Genomic DNA, 18,209 nt, shown 5'->3' on the forward strand with positions numbered 1-18,209 from the left:
TTATTTAAATGCCGTGACGATAAACGCGTTATCTAAAGTAAATAATTACAAATTAATCAATCTATTGGCGATATTTAGATTATTGTCTAAAGTTGATAAGTAAAGATCACTAGAGACATCATCAGCGGGATAAAAAGAGAACTAAAATGAAATCAGATATTCAAATCTCCCAAGAAGCACACCTCTTACCTATTCAAGAAATTGCGAAAAATTTAAATATTGATCAAGATGATATCGAGTTTTATGGCAAGTACAAAGCCAAATTTAGCCACAGTATTTGGTCAAAAATTGCAGCCAAAAAGCCCGGAAAATTAGTTTTAGTTACAGCAATTAATCCGACACCCGCTGGTGAAGGTAAAACAACAGTCACGGTTGGATTAGGACAAGCTCTTAATCATATTGGAAAAAATGCGATTATTGCGTTGCGTGAACCCTCCTTAGGCCCTTGCTTTGGCATTAAAGGCGGAGCAACCGGTGGTGGTTATTCACAAGTTGTTCCTATGGAAGATCTCAACCTTCATTTTACTGGCGATTTTCATGCTATTACCTCTGCCAATAACTTACTTGCAGCCATGCTTGATAATTCAATTTATCAGGGTAATCCTTTAAATATCGATCCTAAGAAAATCGTGTTTAAACGTTGTATGGACATGAACGATCGGGCTTTACGTAATATTGTTGTAGGGTTAGGTGGCGAAAAAGACGGCATCACACGAGAAGATAACTTTGTTATTACCGTTGCGTCTGAAATTATGTCTATCCTTTGTTTAGCAGAAGATATTGATGATTTGAAACAACGACTTTCTCGCATCATTGTTGCCTATTCTTATCGTGGTGATCCTATTACAGCAAGCGATATACAAGCCGTCGGTGCAATGGCTAGTTTATTAAAAGATGCCATTAATCCTAATTTAGTACAAACACTCGAAAATACCCCAGCCATTATTCATGGCGGTCCTTTCGCGAATATTGCTCATGGTTGCAATAGCGTAAGAGCGACAAAACTTGCTCTTCAACTTGCTGATATCACTGTGACAGAAGCGGGTTTTGGTGCTGATTTAGGTGCTGAAAAATTCTTAGATATAAAATGCCGGATCAGTGGATTACGCCCTGATTGTGCCGTGATTGTTGTCACCACTAAAGCGCTAAAATATAACGGTGGATTAGGTAAAGGCGAGTGGAATAATGAAGATTTAAGTGCACTTGAAAAAGGTATTGTAAATCTTGAAAAACACATTGAAAACCTAAAAAAATATGGCTTACCCGTAATTGTCGCTCTTAATGCTTATGTTACTGATAGTATTGCAGAGCATCAGTTTATCAAACAATTCTGCCAAGATAGAAATTGTCGCTTCGCAATGACTAAAGTGTGGGAGAAAGGAGGCGAAGGTGGTATTGAATTAGCTAAGCAAGTGATTGACACACTTGAAAATGAGCAGAGCCAATTCCAATTAATTTATCCTAATGAAGCCTCACTGAGTCAAAAAATCGATATTATTGCCAAAGAAATTTATGGTGCCGAGGGTGTGACTTATAGCCGTTCTGCTCGTAACATGTTGGAAAAAATAGAAAAAATGGGATTTTCTCATTTCCCAGTTTGCATGGCAAAAACGCAATATTCACTCTCAGATGATCCCACATTATTAGGTCGTCCGACTGATTTTACAATAAACGTTCGTGAAGTGTATGTTTCTGCTGGCGCTGGCTTTGTTGTCGCCTTAACTGGCTCTATCACAACAATGCCCGGATTACCGAAAACACCAGCAGCTATCACTGTTAATGTTGATAATCAAGGTAAAATTGATGGTCTGATTTAAACTCTAAAGTAAATATCTCCCAATTTTATTGAATATAAAAAAATCCGTAATCGTAAAACAATTACGGATTTTTCATATTAAAATAACAGCTAATCTTTCTTTTGGGGTGAAAAACTCAGTAACGTTTTGATAGAGCTATTCTTGATAAATTAACCAAAAATAGCATTAAACCAACCGGATACTGTTTTAACAACAAAATCCCAAATACGGCTGAAAAAACCGCCTTCTTGAACCGCTTCTTTGACAACCAGTGGGCGTTGTTCAATCACTTCATCGTTTAATAAAAAGTTAACTGTACCTACAACCTGATTTTGAGTTAACGGCGCTTCTAATACAGGGTTGGTTAACGTAAAAGAGGCTTTCAGGTTTTTCAATTCACCTTTAGGAATAGTAATTGAGGCATCATTAGCAACCCCTAATGCAACTTCACCTTTATCCCCGTACCACACTTTTTGACTGGTTAGTGGTGTAGCGGCTTTTACTGGTGTTACCGTTTCAAAAAAGCGGAAACCCCAGCCTAATAACTTTTCACTTTCAGCAAAACGTACTTTATCTGATGGTGCGCCTAAAACAACAGCAATCAAGCGCATATCACCTTCAGTTGCCGAAGAAACAAGATTGTACCCTGCTCCATTAGTGTGACCGGTTTTCACACCATCGACATTCATATTTTTATTCCACAATAAGCGGTTACGATTTGGCTGACGAATATTGTTGAATGTAAATTCTTTTTCTTTATGTATTTCATACTCTGAAGGAACATCGCGGATCATGGCTGCTGTGAGTAATGCCATATCTTGTGCTGTTGTATATTGTCCTTCAGAATCTAACCCATGAACGGTTTTAAAGTATGTATTTTTTAAACCAAGATTCTTAGCATAGGAGTTCATTAAATCAACAAAAGTTTCCTGACTACCCGCAATATGTTCGGCTAATGCGATACTGGCATCATTACCAGATTGAATAACCATACCGCGATTTAAATCAATCACTTTGACCTGATCACCCGGTTTCAAGAACATCAATGATGATCCCTTCAATACCGGATTTCCTGTTGCCCATGCATTACGTCCAACAATAACCATATCGTCAGGTGACATACGACCTTCTTTAATAGCTTGCCCAACAACATAGCTACTCATGATTTTTGTAAGACTAGCAGGATCTAAACGCTCATCAGGTTTTTCTGATGCTAGAATTTTTCCGCTGTTATAATCCATTAATACATAAGATTTTGCCTCAATTTGAGGAGCGACTGGATTATTTACTGCAAATGAAGGACTAGAAATAATTAGCAGTAAACCCATTCCCGCGGTAACCTTACTCAGAACAGATGGAATATTTTTTGTCATTACCGATCACCCTTTTATATCAATTTGTTAAAGCTTTCCTACTATATGGCTTTCTGGAATAAGACGCCAACATTGATATGTAGAGATTTATCTTATATTCATATTTAGCGCCCTATAGAGGGAAATTTTATTACTTATCGTGGTTTAGGAGACCTTTATGTTAAAAGTCTGGGGTAGAAAAAACTCATCTAACGTTAAAAAAGTTCTTTGGTGTTTAAAGGAATTAAATGTTCCTTATGAGCAAATCGACGTTGGCGGCCCTTTTGGTGGACTCAATGAAGCAAATTATCTAGCGATCAACCCCAACGCATCTATTCCAACCTTACAAGATGATGACTTTGCTTTATGGGAATCTAATACCATTATTCGTTATTTATGTACAAAATATGAAAATAACACACTCTATCCCATTGATCTAAAACAACGAGCAAATATAGAAAAATGGATGGATTGGTCAAATGGCAGCTTATTTGCTCCCATTCAACAAATGATGATCATGATTGTTCGCACGCCTAAAGAACAACAAAATCCTGAGATTGTTAACGCGTTGAAAGAAAAGCTTAATAAGCTTATTAAAATTGCTGACGACCAACTTGCAAAAACAACTTATTTTGCAGGAGATGCATTTTCTCTTGCTGATATAGCAATCGCTCCATTGGTCTATCCATGGCTAGAAGTTTGCAAAGATAGACCACACTTCCCTCACATTGAGCGTTGGTTTGCACAATTAAGTGAAAGACCTATTTTCCGTGATATCGTGTTACTGCCTGTAAATTAAGTTAATTCATTGGCATTTTGTCGGGATCTGGGTAATGGTAATGAAATCCAAGATCTCGACAGATCTGCTGACCATCAATTTCTCGTATTAAAGGCTTCTCTTCCTCAACAAATTCTGGCGGAATAAGATCGAGTTGATTAGATGCTCTTGAGTAAAAATCTTTCTTTTTAGGGTGAATAGGAGCACATAAGTTATATAAATGGCCACCTTCATTCTGCGCAAGAAGTTGTTCAACAGCAAAAATCACATCGTCTAAGTGGACTAAGTTAACGCATTGATGAGCGCCTTTTACCTGTTTTTTACCAGATAAAAAACGTCCTGCATGGCGACCCGGTCCAACTAATCCAGCTAACCGAAGAATATCAACCGTAGTTAACGGTAAACGATGTAGCCAGTTTTCAACTTCTGCTAACATTTTTGCTGATTGTGTTTCTGGTCGAATATCCATTTCTTCCGTGATATTACCCGTTTGATTGCCATATACAGAAGTAGAGCTAATATAAATGACTCTCGTAACATGACGAGACATTGCGCTATCCACTAACGTCTGAATAGCTTCAACATAATCATAGCCACCACCAGCAGCACTGGGTGGTAACGTGATAATAAGGACGTCAGTTTCCATTAAGTAATCAAAATCATCTCTATCACATTCAATTGCGGGTGTTAAATTCACTAAACAGCAGTCAACACCACTCATTCTTGCTGCTTCTACGCCATCTTCGGTGGTTTTAGTCCCTTTAACTTGATAGCCTGCATCACGCAACGCAGCGGCAAGTGGTAAACCTAACCAACCTAATCCTACGATGGTTATTCGTTTCATTTTGCTCCCCTACTTAAATGGCTTAGTCAAAGTATGCTATAAAATTTCAGTTTCGCCATTACTTATAAATAATACTTATATTTCATAAACGTTTCGCATCTCCCTATATACTCGCCTACTTATCCCATTAAGTAAATAAGAGAAATATTAAAATTACATTAAAAACAAAAGGTTATAAAATAATTAAATTATTATTAAAAAATAGGTTGCTTTCTGCTTTGTAAATCATGTAGGTTGAAAGGCAGACAAATTCTAAATGCAGGTTACTAAATAGAGATTAACCGTAACAGGCATTATTAAATAACAAATAGTGTTATTAGCTAGGAAAATAATCATGTATAGCATTCAACTAAACCACCATCATCACCATCACCCTGACTAGTCTTTCAGGCGATGAGTGCTGGAAGACGTTTAAGAAACGCTTCCGGTGGTCTGAATGCAGATAACAACTAAAACCCCGGAAGGCAACTTCCGGGGTTTTTTTATAGCTAATTTTCAAACAAAAAATTAAGACAAGGACAGGGTAATATTATGTTAGACAAAACAAGATTAAGAATTGCAATGCAAAAATCAGGTCGCTTAAGTGATGAATCTCGCGCCCTTTTAGCACGTTGTGGCATCAAAATTAATTTAAACCAACAACGTCTAATTGCTTACGCAGAAAATATGCCAATCGATATTCTACGTGTTAGAGATGACGATATTCCTGGATTAGTAATGGATGGCGTTGTTGATTTAGGGATCATCGGTGAAAACGTTTTAGAAGAAGAGTTATTAAAGCGTCGCTCTCAAGGTGAAAACCCAAGTTATCTGACACTACGTCGTCTTGATTTTGGTGGCTGTCGTCTATCTCTTGCTACCCCTGTCGATTTTGATTATCAAGGTGTGGAATGCTTAAATAATACTCGTATCGCAACCTCCTATCCAAATCTACTCAAGCGCTATTTAGACCAAAAAGGTATCAAATTTAAATCGTGTTTATTAAACGGCTCTGTTGAAGTCGCTCCTCGTGCGAGTCTTGCTGACTCAATCTGTGACTTGGTTTCTACTGGCGCAACATTAGAAGCCAACGGTTTAAAAGAAGTTGAAGTGATTTATCGCTCAAAAGCGTGTTTGATCCAACGCGACGGTGAAATGGAAGCCGATAAACAAGCGCTTATCGACCGCTTACTAACGCGTATTCAAGGTGTTATTCAAGCTCGAGAATCAAAATATATTATGCTGCACGCACCAAGTGATTGTCTTGAAGATGTCATTGCATTACTTCCGGGAGCTGAAAGACCAACTATTTTACCTCTGGCGGGAGACCAAAATCGTGTTGCAATGCACATGGTGAGTAGCGAAACCCTATTCTGGGAAACAATGGAAAAGCTTAAAGCATTAGGTGCAAGTTCAATTCTTGTTTTACCAATTGAAAAAATGATGGAATAAGGTGAAATGATGAAAACGGGTTTTAATACATTAATTTACTGGAATAAATACACGAGAGAACAGCAACAACAGCTATTAACTCGCCCTGCTATTTCTGCATCAGGTTCAATTACAGAACAAGTTGCTAACATCATTTCACAGGTACGTAATGAGGGAGATAAAGCGCTTAAAGCGCTTAGCCAAAAATTCGATAAGGCAGCGCCGGAAAGTGTTTTGGTGTCAAAATCGCAAATCGATGAAGCCTCATCACGACTTGATAACAAAATAAAACAGGCAATAGCACAGGCGATGAATAATATTCGTCGCTTTCATGAGGCGCAAATTCCTAACACTATCAACGTAGAAACTCAGCCCGGTGTATTTTGTCAGCAAGTAAGCAGAGCAATTGATGCTGTAGGACTTTATATTCCCGGAGGTTCAGCGCCATTGCTTTCAACAGTCATGATGTTAGGTATTCCTGCCCGTATTGCAGGTTGTCGTAAAGTTGTTCTTTGCTCACCGCCCCCAATTGCTGATGAAATTTTATATATTGCTCAACAAATTGGTATTGATGAAATCTTTCAAGTAGGAGGTGCACAGGCGATTGCTGCCATGGCCTTCGGTACTGAATCTATTCCTAAAGTTGATAAAATTTTTGGCCCCGGTAATGCTTATGTAACAGAAGCGAAACGTCAAGTAAGCCAATCGCTACAAGGTGCTGCTATCGATATGCCAGCAGGCCCTTCTGAAGTTTTAGTGATTGCTGACGCGGATGCAAATCCTGCGTTTATTGCTGCCGACTTACTTTCACAAGCTGAGCACGGCCCTGATTCACAAGTTGTGTTATTAACACCTGATGAAACACTCGCTAAAGCCGTTATTGCTGAAACTGAAACACAACTGACACTATTAAGCCGTGCTGAAATAGCTAAACAAGCGCTTGCAGAAAGTCGCGTCATTATTACTCGCGATCTTGAACAGTGTATTGAAATCAGTAATAGCTATGGCCCTGAGCACTTAATTATTCAAACCAATGATGCTGATACTCGTGTTGATAGCATTACCAGCGCTGGATCTGTTTTTCTTGGTGCTTGGTCGCCTGAATCTGCGGGAGACTATGCTTCTGGCACTAATCACGTTCTACCAACTTATGGTTATACCTCAACCTACTCCAGTTTAGGTTTAGCTGACTTTATGAAGCGCATGACGGTACAAAAACTGACAGCAAAAGGTTTATCTGATTTAGCAGAAACGATTGAAATATTAGCACAAGCTGAACAATTAACCGCTCACAAAAATGCAGTTACACTTCGTGTTAATGCTTTGGCTCAAGGGAAAAATAACGATGAAAACTAAATTTGATATCACCACACTTGCCAGAAAAAATGTACGCGAACTAACCCCATATCAATCTGCTCGGCGCTTAGGCGGAAATGGTTCTGTTTGGTTAAATGCAAATGAATACCCTATCGCGCCTGACTTTACTTTTAATGAAAAAAACTTAAACCGTTATCCTGAATGTCAGCCTGTGAATGTAATTAGTCGTTATGCAAAATATGCAGGTGTAGACACTAACCAAGTTTTAGTTAGCCGTGGTGCAGATGAAGCGATTGAGCTCCTTATTCGTGCTTTTTGTGAACCGGGTAAAGACGCAGTGCTCTATTGCCCACCCACATATGGCATGTATAGCGTTAGTGCTGAAACTTTCGGTGTAGAACAGCGTGTTGTCCCTGCTCTTGCTGATTGGAGTCCTGATGTCAAAGCTATCGCATCACAACTTGATAATGTCAAACTTATCTACCTATGTAGCCCAAATAATCCGACAGGAAATATTATTGATCCTTCGCTTATTCGTGATGTATTAGCATTGGCTAAAGACAAAGCCATTGTTGCGATAGATGAAGCTTATATTGAATTTTGCCCACAAGCATCAATTGTTTCATGGCTTGAAGATTATCCGAATTTAGTTATTTTGCGAACCTTATCGAAAGCTTTTGCTTTAGCAGGGCTTCGTTGTGGCTTTACGCTTGCCAACCCACCTGTCATTGAATTATTACTAAAGGTAATCGCACCATACCCACTTTCAACACCTGTTGCAGATATTGCGGCACAAGCATTAACAGAAGCCGGTATTGAGATAATGAAAAAGCGAGTAGCCGAAATTTCGCGCAACAGAGCCTTTTTATCTGATACGTTAAAAAAATTGCCTAATGTTGAACAGGTTTATAACAGTGAAACCAACTATATTTTAGTGAAATTTACTGATGCTACTCTGATTTTCCGAACTTTATGGGAACAAGGGATTATTTTACGCGATCAACAACGTCAATATGGGCTTAATGGTTGTTTGCGTATATCTATCGGTACAGCAGAAGAATGTGATAGCGTGATTAATGCCATAAAAAATATTCAAACTGCAAACATATAAAACATTAAAAACGATAACAACAAAAAATCGCAACTGAAGGATCTCAACCATGAGCCAAAAAATTCTTTTTATCGACCGTGATGGAACTTTAATCACAGAGCCCCCCACTGATTATCAAGTTGATAGACTTGATAAGCTTGCCTTTGAAAATGGCGTGATCCCCGCACTTACTGCTCTGCAAAAAGCAGGTTATAAACTCATTATGATCACAAATCAGGATGGATTAGGCACAGAAAGTTTTCCTCAAGCAGATTTCGATCCTCCTCATAATTTAATGATGCAAGTTTTCTCTTCTCAAGGGATCTCATTTGATGACGTTTTAATTTGTCCTCATAAGCCCGAAGACAACTGCCCTTGTCGCAAACCAGAAACAGGACTTGTCACCCAATATTTAGTTGATGGCGCACTAGATAAAGATAACAGCTATGTCATTGGCGATAGGCAAACTGATATTCAGCTAGCTGAAAATATGGGTATCAAAGGCCTGCTTTATAATACCGACAAACTCAATTGGGCTGTTATTACAGAGCAATTGACTAAAAAAGATCGCTATGCCCACGTTGAGAGAAAAACAAAAGAAACACAAATTGCGATCGATATTTGGCTCGATCGTGAAGGCAATAGCCAAATTAGTACGGGGGTCGGTTTCTTTGATCACATGCTTGATCAAATTGCGACACACGGTGGCTTTCGTATGAATATCAATGTGAAAGGTGATTTAGTGATTGATGATCACCACACAGTAGAAGATACCGGCCTTGCTTTGGGTGAGGCATTACGTGAAGCATTAGGTGATAAACGAGGTATTGCTCGCTTTGGCTTTACATTACCAATGGATGAGTGCCTCGCAAGCTGTGCATTAGATATTTCTGGTCGTCCACACCTCGAGTACAAAGCCGAATTTAAATATCAACGCGTTGGTGATTTAAGTACAGAGATGATCGAACACTTTTTCCGTTCTCTCTCTTACACCATGGGTTGCACATTACACCTGAAATCAAAAGGCAAAAATGATCACCACAAAGCTGAAAGCTTATTTAAAGTCTTTGGTCGTACCTTACGCCAAGCCATTCGTGTTGAAGGTAATACTTTACCAAGCTCAAAAGGTGTTCTGTAATGAAAGTGGTTATTCTTGATACAGGTTGTGCCAATTTAGCCTCTGTCGCTTACGCCGTTAAGAGACTCGGTTATGACCCAATAGTGTCCTATGAAAAAAATAAGGTGTTATCTGCGGATAAACTCTTTTTACCCGGAGTAGGCACGGCTAGAGCGGCAATGGAACAACTCAAAGCACGTGAGCTAATTCCTTTGATTAAAGCCTTAACACAACCCGTTTTAGGTATTTGTTTAGGCATGCAAATATTGGCCTCACTAAGCGAAGAAGGTAAGGATATCCCTTTATTAGGTTTAGTTGATGGCACCATAGGTAAGCTTGATACAGCCGGATTACCATTACCTCATATGGGGTGGAACCAGGTATTAGCAAAGCCTGGACATCCTCTTTTTCGTGAGCTTGGTAGCGATGCTTGGTTCTATTTTGTTCATAGCTACGCTTTAGCACTCAATGAATCGACGATTGCAGAAACTGAATATGGCACTCGTTTTAGTAGTGCAATTCAGAAAGATAACTTTTATGGCGTGCAATTTCACCCAGAGCGTTCAGGAAAAGCAGGTGCTCAACTTATCAAGAACTTTTTGGAGATGTAACCCGTTATGATTATTCCAGCATTAGATTTAATTGAGGGTAAAGTCGTTCGTCTTCATCAGGGTGATTATGCCAAACAGCGCGATTATGATGATAACCCGCTGACACGCTACCAACAATATGAAAAAGATGGCGCAAAATTACTTCACTTAGTGGATTTAACGGGAGCAAAAGATCCCTCTGCCCGCCAAATTCCACTGTTAAAAGAGCTTGTTACTTGTGTCAATGTACCAGTACAAGTGGGAGGCGGTATTCGCACTGAAGATGATGTTAAATCACTACTTGATGCAGGAGCAAGCCGTGTTGTTATTGGCTCTACCGCAGTCAGTCAGCCCGAAATGGTAAAAACATGGTTTGAGCGCTATGGAGCAGACGCCATTGTATTAGCCCTCGATGTTCGCATTGATAAACAAGGCAAAAAGTGGGTTGCTGTCAGTGGTTGGCAAGAAAACTCGCCCTATACGCTTGAAGAGATCATCGAGCTTTATCAAAGTGTGGGTTTAAAGCATGTGTTATGTACTGACATTTCTCGAGATGGCACATTAGCGGGCTCTAACGTCGAACTGTATAAAGAAATTAGCCAGCGTTTCCCTGATATTTTATTCCAAGCTTCGGGCGGTATTGGTGATTTACAAGATATCGCAGATCTTCCAGCATCTGGTGTTGCCGGTATTATTGTTGGTAGAGCATTATTAGAAGGCAAGTTTACATTAAAAGAGGCAATATCATGTTGGCAAAACGCATAATTCCTTGTCTTGATGTCCGAGATGGGCAAGTTGTTAAAGGTGTTCAATTCCGTAATCATGAAATTATTGGTGATATTGTTCCTCTTGCTGAACGCTATGCCAAAGAAGGTGCTGATGAACTAGTATTCTATGATATTACAGCATCTTCTGATGGTCGTGTTGTGGATAAAAGTTGGGTATCGCGTGTCGCTGAAGTGATTGATATTCCTTTTTGTGTTGCAGGTGGCATTCGCTCTGTTGAAGATGCAGGGAAAATTCTTTCATTTGGTGCAGATAAAATTTCGATTAACTCCCCTGCACTTTCCGATCCTTCACTGATATCTCGTTTAGCTGATCGCTATGGTGTACAGTGCGTTGTTGTAGGCATTGACACTTGGTTTGATGAAAAAACAGGTGAATATTTAGTTTATCAATTCACTGGCGATGAAAAACGCACACAACAAACGCACTGGAAAACCCTTGATTGGGTACGTGAAGTTCAGCAACTTGGCGCAGGCGAAATTGTTTTAAATATGATGAACCAAGATGGTGTAAGACAAGGCTATGATCTAAAACAACTGGCTTTAGTACGCCAAGTTGCAGATGTTCCTATTATTGCATCAGGGGGAGCTGGCGAAATGTCACACTTTCTTGATGCATTTCAATTAGCCAATGTTGATGGCGCTCTTGCAGCTTCTGTTTTTCATAAACAAATAATTAATATCAACGAATTAAAACAGTATCTTGCAAAGAATGACGTTAAGGTAAGAATATAATGAATAGTGAAACATTAGCGCAACTAGATTGGGAAAAAGTCGATAATCTGATGCCTGTGATTATCCAAAATACCATTTCAGGTGATGTATTAATGCTAGGATATATGAATAAAGAAGCATTAAATGTCACTCTAGAAAGTGGAAATGTTACCTTCTATTCGCGCACTAAACAGCGTTTATGGACAAAAGGTGAAACTTCAGGCAACTTTCTCAAATTAGTCAATATTTACCCAGACTGTGATAACGATACTTTACTTATTTTAGCCAATCCTATTGGCCCAACTTGCCATAACGGAACCGAAAGTTGTTTTGCCCCAGCACAAAGCCAATGGGGATTTCTCTATGAGCTTGAAAATTTATTACGTGAACGTAAAAATGCCTCGCCTGATAGCTCTTATACTGCCCGCCTTTATGCCAGTGGTACAAAACGTATAGCCCAGAAAGTGGGAGAAGAAGGTGTTGAAACAGCATTAGCTGCCACTGTTAATGATAGAGAAGAGCTAAAAAATGAAGCCTCAGACTTGCTTTATCACTTAATGGTACTACTACAAGATCAATCATTATCACTCACTGATGTCATAGGTTGCCTACAAGAGCGCCATAAAAAAACAGAGTAAATGAATTAACATTAATATGAAAAAAGCCGATACAAACTAACGTATCGGCTTCATTTTTTGGGAAAAACAAAAGTAATGGCTTAATTACCTTTTTATTTCCTAAAGAACATTACATTGCTTGGCGGAATAACTCGATAACATCACTTTCAGAACCCTGAACTGGGTTAGTGATTGCGCAAGCATCTTTCAGCGCATTTTCAGCTAATGTTTTGAAATCTTCTTCTTTCACACCTAATTCTTTCAGACCTGCTGGAATACCAACATCTTTAGCCATTTTACGAATTTCTTCAATACACGCTTTCGCACCTTGCTCATCGCTCATTGCAGAAACATCAACACCCATAGCTTGCGCGATATCTTTTAAACGACCTGCGGCTGCTTGAATGTTATAAGCTTGAACATGTGGTAATAGAACCGCATTACACACACCATGAGGTAAGTTATAGAAACCACCTAATTGGTGAGCCATAGCATGTACATAACCTAAAGAAGCATTGTTAAATGCCATTCCGGCTAAGAACTGAGCGTAAGCCATGCTTTCACGCGCTGCCGCATCACCACCATTATCAACAACTTTACGTAAAGACTCACTGATCATAGTAACAGCTTTTAATGCACACGCATCAGTAATTGGATTAGCAGCAGTTGAAACATAAGCTTCAACAGCATGAGTTAACGCATCCATACCTGTTGCAGCGGTTAAACCTTTTGGCATACCAATCATTAATTCTGAATCATTTACAGATAAAAGTGGTGTAACGTTTTTATCAACGATAGCCATTTTAATATGACGCACAGTATCTGTGATGATGCAAAAACGTGTCATTTCTGACGCAGTACCTGCTGTGGTATTAATTGAAATTAATGGTAATTGAGGTTTTTCAGAACGGTCTACACCTTCATAATCTGCAATTTTCCCACCATTAGAAGCCACTAAAGCAATACCTTTAGCACAGTCATGTGGAGAACCACCACCTAAAGAAATCACACAATCACATTGATTTTCTTTCAGCAGAGCTAAACCCGCTTCTACGTTTTCAACAGTAGGGTTTGGTGCTGTACCGTCATAAGTAACACTAGAAATACCAGCCTCAGTCAGTAACTTACTGACTTTATCAACAACACCCAGTTGATTTAAAATGCTATCAGTGACAATCAACGCCTTATGAAAACCGAAGTCTTTCATTGAGCTTACAGCATCAGCAAGGCAACCAGCACCAATTTTATTTACAGAAGGGATATAGAATGTTGAAACTGCCATTATTGACTTCCTTTTTAGTAATTAAATCTGCGTTTTAATATGTTCTATTCTTTTTGTTCTTAAATTGATCATCATCAAAATAATGAATAAATATCAATTTGTTTATCATTCTATTATAGGTAATTTAATAAAGAAGCCCAATTACCCTATTAATTCAATAGGATAATACTATTAACATATTATCATTTGTAACAAAATAATTTGAAAAGCTTATCAAAATAATCAAAACCAGCTATGAACATCACAGCAGAATATTTTTTTTAAAGTCGTATAATGACCTAAAAGAAATAACTTATTAAATTCAGGAGTCATTGATGTCTTTGACTATTTTTGAGCAACTTACAGCTTTATTAGATAAAAACCACGCTTCTTACCGTGTTATGAAACACCCAACTGCAGGTCGTTCTGAAGAAGTTGCAAAAATCAGAGGAACACAATTAGGACAAGGAGCAAAAGGACTTGTTTGCCATATAAAAGGTAATGGCGTTAAGCAACATGTTCTTGCAATATTACCCGCCGATAAACAAGCCGATCTATCAAAACTCGCTCACCAAATTGGTGGAACAAGGGCATCGCTGGCAAGCCCTAAAGAAGTGGATGATCTGACTCAATGCGTATTTGGCGCAATACCGCCTTTTAGTTTTCATCCTGCATTGAAACTTGTAGCTGACCCTCTACTTTTTGAACGTTTTGATGAATTAGCTTTTAATGCAGGTACATTAGAGCGTTCTATTATTCTTAATACACAAGATTACAAACGTATTGCACAACCGGAATTAATCTCTTTTATTCGAGATGAAGAAACCCAGCAATAAAAATCTTCAACTTATCTTTAACAATTACCCTAATCTAAGGGTAATTGTTATCATAATAACTATTCTTTCTGAAGGCTTATTTGTTTGTGGGTTAACGTTTTATTTATATTAAGGAGTTTATCATTAGTTAATTTCCACTTTAAACAAATCCAACAAAAACAAACAGTTACATGAAATCTCTTTTCCTATCTCTCCCCCACCATATATATTTACATTTTAATCATTTTATTCACTAAAAAAACGAAGCAAAGACACATGCTTTTAACGAAACACTATAAATAAAAACAAAACATAACCTTATTAACCTATTGATTTAAGATAAATAAATCCCACAAATAGCGATAAATTGAAATTAAATCTAATTTTTTAGATGAAGAGCACAATATTTGATAAAATCAACTTTATTTTATTGACCTGATTTACTCATACCTTTAAGTTACCTATTACAACAAAATAAATGTAAATAATAATTTACATCATAATTTCTTTTTTATTTAGTCAATATCTTTCAGTTACAGGGAATTTTTATGCAGACTTCATCCCGCAAGCTCCCCTTTTATCGTGTGTTATATATTCAAGTTATTATTGCTATCATTTTCGGCATTCTATTAGGGCATTTTTACCCTGATGTTGGTGAATCCTTTAAACCACTAGGTGATGGATTTATCAAAATTGTAAAAATGATCATCGCACCGGTTATCTTCTTAACAGTAGTAACGGGTATTGCTGGTATGAATAACATGAAAGCCGTCGGTAAAGTGGCTGGTAAATCAATGATTTACTTTCTCACTTTTTCTACGATTGCACTTGTGATTGGATTAATCACTGCTAACATTATTCGTCCCGGCGATGGCTTAAATATCACTCCTGAATCATTAGATAGTAGCCGAGTAGAAATGTATGTCACTCAGGCACATAGCTCTTCTCTTGTTGATTTTTTAATGAACATCATCCCTGACACTATCGTTAGCCCATTAGTTAACGGCAATATCTTACAAGTATTGTTTGTTTCTGTGATTTTTGGTCTAGCATTAGCATCAATCGGCTCTCGGGGTGAACCTGTATTAAAATTCTTACAACAACTTTGCGACCCAGTCTTTAAGATGGTTAGTATGCTAATGAAATTAGCACCTATTGGTGCCTTTGGTGCAATGGCTTTTACAATAGGTAAATATGGTATTTCTTCTATTGGCAATTTAATGTTGTTAGTTATCACTTTTTATTTAACAGCATTACTTTTTGTATTGGTGGTTTTAGGCGCTGTTGCTAAATATAACGGTTTTTCTATTCTCTCTTTAATTAAATACATAAAAGATGAACTCTGGTTGGTGCTAGGTACTTCTTCATCTGAAGCCGCACTCCCCACATTAATGAATAAAATGGAGAGTCTAGGCTGTAAAAAATCAGTTGTCGGTTTAGTTATTCCAACGGGTTACTCTTTTAATTTAGATGGCACTAATATCTATATGACTATGGCAGCCTTATTTATTGCGCAAGCAACGGGCGTAGATTTGTCATTAACAGAACAAATTACGTTACTCTTTGTTGCCATGATTAGCTCAAAAGGCGCGGCAGGTGTCACTGGTGCAGGTTTTATTACTTTAGCAGCAACCTTATCGGTTGTCCCTAGTGTTCCCGTTGCAGGTATGGCTCTAATCCTCGGTATCGACCGTTTTATGTCTGAATGTCGTGCATTAACTAATATTGTGGGTAATGCTTGTGCCTGTATTGTTGTTGCGCGTTGGGAAGATGCCTTAGATAAAGAGAGAATGAATGATGTTTTTAGTGGAAAAATATCAAAAGAAAACTTTTCTGATGATAATTTAGTCTCTGATAAAACAAACAAAGAGCCTCATTATGTGAAAATCTCTGAGCAATAACTTGTGTTTTTTCTTCACTCGATAATGATAAAAGAGGATATTTAAATAAGTATCCTCTTTTTTATTGAATTATTCATATTTAATTACTTTGTTATTACCATAGTAATAAATAATACAATCATGACAAGTCATCGATTGTATTTAAATACCACTGAAAATTATTTTCACTTTAATAGATTAAAATAAGTGTATAGAAAAATAGTATTTTTAATGTTTTTTAATAATGCTCATCCCGTTTAATACTACAATATTATATCTATAAAAAAGGTGCTCTATTTGAGCACCTTTTGTTTGCTATATTTTGAGTAATATAACCGAATATTTAATCTTACTTATTCCATCCACTCAGTGTGGAATACGCCATCTTTATCAGTACGTTTATAAGTATGCGCACCAAAGTAATCACGCTGAGCTTGGATTAAGTTTGCTGGTAACACTTCTGCACGATAGCTATCATAGTAAGAAATCGCCGCAGAGAATGTTGGAGTAGGAATACCTGCTTGTACACCATAACACACAACATCACGCAGAGCTTGTTGGTAATCGTCAGCGATTTGTTTGAAGTATGGCGCTAATAGCAGATTTGCAATATTTGCATCTTCGTTATAAGCATCTGTAATTTTTTGCAGGAATTGAGCGCGAATAATACAGCCAGCACGGAAAATTTTCGCAATTTCACCGTAGTTTAAATCCCAATTATATTCGTCTGATGCTGCTTTTAGTTGTTGGAAACCTTGAGCATAAGAGACAATTTTACCTAAATACAGCGCACGACGAACATTCTCGATAAAGGCTTTTTTATCACCTGAGAATGCTTTAGGTGTTGGGCCTGATAGTACTTTAGATGCAGCAACGCGTTGATCTTTTAATGAAGAGATATAACGAGCAAACACAGACTCGGTGATAAGAGTAACTGGTACACCTAAGTCTAAAGAGCTTTGGCTAGTCCATTTACCAGTACCTTTATTTGCCGCTTCATCAAGAATCACATCGACAAGGTATTTACCTTCGTCATCTTTTTTACGGAAAATATCAGCTGTAATTTCAATTAGATAACTACTTAATTCACCTTTATTCCACTCGGTAAAGGTTTCTGCTAGTTCTTCGTTAGTTAGACCTAAAGAGTGTTTTAATACTGAATATGCTTCTGCAATCAGTTGCATATCGCCATATTCGATACCGTTATGTACCATTTTTACATAGTGACCCGCACCATCAGCACCGATATAAGTGACACAAGGTTCACCTTCAGCAACAGCCGCAATCTTTTCAAGGATTGGAGCAACTAATTCGTAAGCTTCTTTTTGTCCACCAGGCATGATTGAAGGACCTTTTAATGCACCTTCTTCACCACCAGAAACACCTGTACCAATGAAATTGAAGCCTTGTGCTGATAATTCACGGTTACGACGAATAGTATCTTTAAAGAAAGTATTTCCGCCATCGATAAGGATATCACCTTTATCTAAATGCGGTGTCAATGCAGCAATTGTTTTATCCGTTGCTTCACCCGCTTTTACCATTAATAAAATACGGCGCGGTTTTTCTAACGAATCAACAAACTCTTCAATAGAATAATTCGGAACCAGTTTTTTACCTGGATTTTCAGCGATAACATCGTTGGTTTTATCGCTTGAGCGGTTGTAAATGGATACAGAATAACCACGGCTTTCAATATTTAGCGCAAGGTTACGTCCCATAACGGCCATACCAACCACGCCGATTTGCTGTTTTGACATGAAAATAACTCCCGTCTGAAAATAAACCTGCCAGTATCAATGTACTGACAATTTGTTAACCTGATCACATAGTAACTCACTCT

The 18,209-nt window shown here is 38.0% G+C and carries 16 protein-coding genes and 1 other annotated feature; of the genes, 12 read left to right on the plus strand and 4 right to left on the minus strand.

What is annotated here, in order from left to right; genetic code table 11:
* Positions 1 to 146: 146 nt before the first annotated feature.
* Positions 147 to 1,817, plus strand: a complete 1,671-nt coding sequence (locus QSH13_RS03120) for a formate--tetrahydrofolate ligase (RefSeq protein ID WP_109398058.1) — start codon at positions 147 to 149, stop codon at positions 1,815 to 1,817.
* A gap of 149 nt (positions 1,818 to 1,966) precedes the next feature.
* Here the strand turns inward: QSH13_RS03120 and QSH13_RS03125 are convergent, their stop codons facing one another.
* On the minus strand, positions 1,967 to 3,169 hold the full coding sequence (locus QSH13_RS03125; protein WP_109398059.1) for a serine hydrolase: 1,203 nt from the start codon (positions 3,167 to 3,169) through the stop codon (positions 1,967 to 1,969).
* A gap of 157 nt (positions 3,170 to 3,326) precedes the next feature.
* Here QSH13_RS03125 and QSH13_RS03130 point away from each other — a divergent pair, with 157 nt between their 5' ends.
* Positions 3,327 to 3,947 carry a glutathione S-transferase family protein gene (locus tag QSH13_RS03130; protein WP_109398060.1) on the plus strand — a complete coding sequence of 207 codons (621 nt, stop codon included), beginning with the start codon at positions 3,327 to 3,329 and terminating at the stop codon, positions 3,945 to 3,947.
* Between the two features lies 1 nt (position 3,948).
* Here the strand turns inward: QSH13_RS03130 and QSH13_RS03135 are convergent, their stop codons facing one another.
* On the minus strand, positions 3,949 to 4,770 hold the full coding sequence (locus tag QSH13_RS03135; RefSeq protein WP_109398061.1) for an SDR family oxidoreductase: 822 nt from the start codon (positions 4,768 to 4,770) through the stop codon (positions 3,949 to 3,951).
* A gap of 357 nt (positions 4,771 to 5,127) precedes the next feature.
* Positions 5,128 to 5,257 (plus strand) — a sequence feature (His leader region).
* A 44-nt stretch (positions 5,258 to 5,301) separates the two neighbouring features.
* On the opposite strand from QSH13_RS03135, the gene hisG reads away from it, so the two are divergent.
* From hisG to hisIE, 8 genes are read left to right on the plus strand one after another with little or no spacing between them, the layout of a single operon-like run.
* On the plus strand, positions 5,302 to 6,201 hold the full coding sequence (hisG, locus tag QSH13_RS03140) for an ATP phosphoribosyltransferase (protein WP_286038817.1): 900 nt from the start codon (positions 5,302 to 5,304) through the stop codon (positions 6,199 to 6,201).
* Between the two features lie 6 nt (positions 6,202 to 6,207).
* Positions 6,208 to 7,536 (plus strand): histidinol dehydrogenase, encoded by a 1,329-nt coding sequence (gene hisD, locus QSH13_RS03145; protein ID WP_286038818.1) that lies wholly within the window; start codon positions 6,208 to 6,210, stop codon positions 7,534 to 7,536.
* Positions 7,526 to 8,608, plus strand: a complete 1,083-nt coding sequence (gene hisC, locus QSH13_RS03150; RefSeq protein WP_109398064.1) for a histidinol-phosphate transaminase — start codon at positions 7,526 to 7,528, stop codon at positions 8,606 to 8,608. The genes hisD and hisC overlap by 11 nt, the downstream gene beginning before the upstream one ends.
* Positions 8,609 to 8,657: 49 nt before the next feature.
* Complete coding sequence (hisB, locus tag QSH13_RS03155; RefSeq protein WP_109398065.1) at positions 8,658 to 9,725, plus strand: bifunctional histidinol-phosphatase/imidazoleglycerol-phosphate dehydratase HisB; 1,068 nt, start codon at positions 8,658 to 8,660, stop codon at positions 9,723 to 9,725.
* Positions 9,725 to 10,315 (plus strand): imidazole glycerol phosphate synthase subunit HisH, encoded by a 591-nt coding sequence (hisH, locus tag QSH13_RS03160; RefSeq protein WP_109398066.1) that lies wholly within the window; start codon positions 9,725 to 9,727, stop codon positions 10,313 to 10,315. Before hisB ends, hisH begins: the two co-directional genes overlap by 1 nt.
* Before the next feature lie 6 nt (positions 10,316 to 10,321).
* Complete coding sequence (gene hisA, locus QSH13_RS03165; protein ID WP_109398067.1) at positions 10,322 to 11,059, plus strand: 1-(5-phosphoribosyl)-5-[(5-phosphoribosylamino)methylideneamino]imidazole-4-carboxamide isomerase; 738 nt, start codon at positions 10,322 to 10,324, stop codon at positions 11,057 to 11,059.
* Complete coding sequence (gene hisF, locus QSH13_RS03170; RefSeq protein ID WP_109398068.1) at positions 11,041 to 11,814, plus strand: imidazole glycerol phosphate synthase subunit HisF; 774 nt, start codon at positions 11,041 to 11,043, stop codon at positions 11,812 to 11,814. The genes hisA and hisF overlap by 19 nt, the downstream gene beginning before the upstream one ends.
* On the plus strand, positions 11,814 to 12,431 hold the full coding sequence (hisIE, locus tag QSH13_RS03175) for a bifunctional phosphoribosyl-AMP cyclohydrolase/phosphoribosyl-ATP diphosphatase HisIE (protein ID WP_162556408.1): 618 nt from the start codon (positions 11,814 to 11,816) through the stop codon (positions 12,429 to 12,431). The genes hisF and hisIE overlap by 1 nt, the downstream gene beginning before the upstream one ends.
* Positions 12,432 to 12,540: 109 nt before the next feature.
* Here hisIE and yiaY read toward each other — a convergent pair whose 3' ends face one another.
* The gene (gene yiaY, locus QSH13_RS03180) at positions 12,541 to 13,692 is read right to left on the minus strand and encodes an L-threonine dehydrogenase (RefSeq protein ID WP_109398070.1); all 1,152 of its coding nucleotides are present in this window, start codon (positions 13,690 to 13,692) and stop codon (positions 12,541 to 12,543) included.
* Positions 13,693 to 14,006: 314 nt separating this feature from the next.
* On the opposite strand from yiaY, the gene QSH13_RS03185 reads away from it, so the two are divergent.
* Together QSH13_RS03185 and QSH13_RS03190 are read left to right on the plus strand one after the other, a co-directional pair.
* Complete coding sequence (locus tag QSH13_RS03185) at positions 14,007 to 14,507, plus strand: YbaK/prolyl-tRNA synthetase associated domain-containing protein (RefSeq protein ID WP_109398071.1); 501 nt, start codon at positions 14,007 to 14,009, stop codon at positions 14,505 to 14,507.
* 527 nt (positions 14,508 to 15,034) lie between these two features.
* Positions 15,035 to 16,387: a dicarboxylate/amino acid:cation symporter gene (locus QSH13_RS03190; protein ID WP_109398072.1), complete on the plus strand. Its 1,353-nt coding sequence runs from the start codon at positions 15,035 to 15,037 to the stop codon at positions 16,385 to 16,387.
* Positions 16,388 to 16,719: 332 nt separating this feature from the next.
* Here QSH13_RS03190 and gnd read toward each other — a convergent pair whose 3' ends face one another.
* On the minus strand, positions 16,720 to 18,126 hold the full coding sequence (gene gnd / locus QSH13_RS03195) for an NADP-dependent phosphogluconate dehydrogenase (protein WP_196544416.1): 1,407 nt from the start codon (positions 18,124 to 18,126) through the stop codon (positions 16,720 to 16,722).
* Between the last annotated feature and the right edge of the window lie 83 nt (positions 18,127 to 18,209).

This window comes from Proteus faecis, from assembly GCF_030286765.1.
Taxonomy (GTDB): domain Bacteria; phylum Pseudomonadota; class Gammaproteobacteria; order Enterobacterales; family Enterobacteriaceae; genus Proteus; species Proteus faecis.